Genomic DNA, 2,634 nt, shown 5'->3' with positions numbered 1-2,634 from the left:
CTGCTCCTGGGCGGTGTCGTGGTAGGGCTTGGTATTTGGGGCCTATCGTGGGTGGTAGGCGCCATTGGCCTTATGAAAACCATCCGCATCGCGCACATGGCCACAAAAGCCACCAAATCACGCGCCAAGGAGCTTTAAACCATGAAACACATTCTTAAACCTATTGCACTGACCGGCGCGGCCGTTGCCATCGCTTTCTTGAGCCTGCGCGGTGGCGTGGCCATCTACAAGCAATTCACAGTCAATCCTGCAGCCGTGAACGAAAGCAGCCAAGCAGCACCAGGCCGGGTCATCATTACGTCCAAGGCCGATCGCATGGCGCGCGCCAAGGCGCTGCTGGCGGGCATGGGCAAGGATGGCATCGTCAGTGAAGTCTTCAGCGCAACCGACGGCTCCACCGGCGTGGTCATCAAGTCAGGCGAGGGCGCCTTCATCGGCTGGATGATCGAAGGCGTCGATGCTCTTTTTGTTGGCGCCAAGTTCGACAGCCTGGGCAACAACCGCACGCAAATGGAAATGCTGGCCCGCCAGTTGGCCAAACCCAGCGCGACATCACCCGTATCGGGCCCACCGAGCGCGAACCAGCAAGCCCAGATCGGACAAAGCACCTCGCGCCTGCTCTCCAGCATCAACCAGTCAGCCGGTTTCATTGAAGGCAGTGCCGGACCCATCATCACGGCTTACATAGACACCAACTGCACGTTCTGCACGCAGCTCTGGCGCAATCTGCGCGCGCCCATCACATCCGGGCAGGTCCGCGTGCGATGGGCACCGGTGGCCATCATTGCGCCGGATAGCCGTACACGGGCAACCACATTGCTCCAATCGTCCAGGCCTCTTGATGTTCTGGCCGAACACGGCCAAAGTGGCAGACCCATTGCAGCCTCGTCCGAAACGCAGGGCATCAACCAGGCCTTAGACGCCAACAACGCCATGCTCAAGCTGCTTTCTGCCAACCAGTCACCCGCAACACCCACGCTGGTCGTCAACACAGCCAGCGGTGAGCCGGTGATTGTGCGTGGTCTGCCGCCCAACCTTACCGAACTGCTGGCGCAGGCCCGCTAAAACAACCGACAAGGCCTTTTGTTGAAACCTTGACAGGGCGAGGCCATTCTGTAAATTGAATGCACCCACACCGGGATTTAACAAGAAAAAAGGAACTTGAAATGGATGCAAACTTTTTTGAAAAACTGGCCCGCTCCCTCTGGACAGGCTTCATCTCTGACACATGGCTCAAACCCGACGACCTGATCTTTTTTGTCTTGCTGGGGCGTGTGGGCTACCTCTACTTCAACTGGTCGGACAAACGCAAGCTCGAAGAGGTGTGCAAATGGGAGTTTCCCGGCACCCGCGAAGAATCACAACGGCTATACGTCATGCACCGCCTGGGCTTGGTCGCACAGATCACGCTGGTCGGGCTTGCATACATTGCGCTGCGCAACTGGGTGTGGGTTTGGTGATGCACAGGGCCGGAAATGCCGGCAGGCGAAGAATTTAACCAAGACAGGTACAAAACATGGGAATCAATGACCGGTACGACCGTATAGCAATGCTGGACCAGGTGATAGCGCGAGCGAACATGGAAATCCACCATCAGGCTTACCAAGCGCTCATGCAAAAAGCGTATCTGCACAAGTCCACCCCAAACTGTCTGTGTCGCGCTCCCGAGCCGATCCCGATGTACATCGCCAGGATGGGCGACACCTACATCGTCAAGCGTTGCCCCAAGACCGGTCACCTGCACCACCCCGAATGCGAGTCGCATGGCGGCATCAGCACCGCCGCCCACGCGATCTACAGCGACGATGCGCTGACCGAACGTGCCGATGGCAAAGTCAGCCACAACCTGGCCGTGCCCCTGTCCACGATCGAGCAAGTCACCGGCATTACTCTTGACGAAGCCGCTGCGCCGCCACTGCCAGACATGCAAAGAACCAAACGCAGCACCATGACCCTGCGCGGCTTTCTGAACCTCTTGTGGGAAGAAGCCGGCCTACACACCTGGTCACCGGGCATGGCAGGCAAACGAAACCTGGGCCGGGTCTACTGGGGGCTGCGAAGCCAACTCGCTGACCGCCTGATTGGTGGCGAAGACGCCATGGCGCGGGTATTCATTCCAGAGGCCAAGATTAGCGACGAACAAGATAAGAAGACGCTCGCCACCCTACACGAGCGCTTCGACCAGATGCAAAAGACCTATGGCGACACCCGCAAAGGCATCCTGATCGTGGTAGCCGAGTTGCGCCAGCTCCAGGCCACCGCACACAACACAGCGATCAGGCTCAAAGGACTCCCCGGCAACAGCCCCATCTGGACGCCCAGACAGAGCGTGGCGCGGCTGCAAAGCCAGTTCGCACATGGCCTGGTCCACTTCGAAAAAACCCCGGCCCACGACTACACCGGCTGGGCGAAGGCAGACAAGCCAAAGATTTTTGTCATTGCCGGCATTCAGCGATCCAAAAGTGGGAGCCTGCTCTGGTGCTACGGCGCGGCCATGGAAACAACTGCCCAGTTCATCCCGGTGGACAGCGGCCACGAATTCAGGATCGCCAATTTATTGACCGAGCAACAGCGCCGATTCGAGAAGCCCCTGCGCTATGACGGTGCGACCGCCACCTTCCCTGACTTTGTTCT

3 protein-coding genes are annotated in these 2,634 nt (G+C 58.7%); all 3 read left to right on the top strand.

Annotated features, from left to right (window positions below; translation table 11 throughout):
* Positions 1-141 precede the first annotated feature (141 nt).
* A complete protein-coding gene (locus PHS32_RS24180; protein ID WP_301082205.1) occupies positions 142-1,065 on the top strand; it encodes a hypothetical protein in 924 nt (307 codons plus the stop codon).
* Positions 1,066-1,124: 59 nt separating this feature from the next.
* On the top strand, positions 1,125-1,460 hold the full coding sequence (locus PHS32_RS24175) for a hypothetical protein (RefSeq protein ID WP_301082202.1): 336 nt from the start codon (positions 1,125-1,127) through the stop codon (positions 1,458-1,460).
* A gap of 56 nt (positions 1,461-1,516) precedes the next feature.
* Positions 1,517-2,634 (top strand): DUF1173 family protein (locus tag PHS32_RS24170; protein ID WP_301082201.1); only part of this gene is annotated, 1,118 nt, incomplete at its 3' end.

This window comes from Rhodoferax sp. (assembly GCF_028714215.1).
Lineage (GTDB): Bacteria > Pseudomonadota > Gammaproteobacteria > Burkholderiales > Burkholderiaceae_C > Rhodoferax.
The sequence above is the reverse complement of the archived record's forward strand: the minus strand, read 5'-3'. Positions and strand labels throughout refer to the sequence as shown.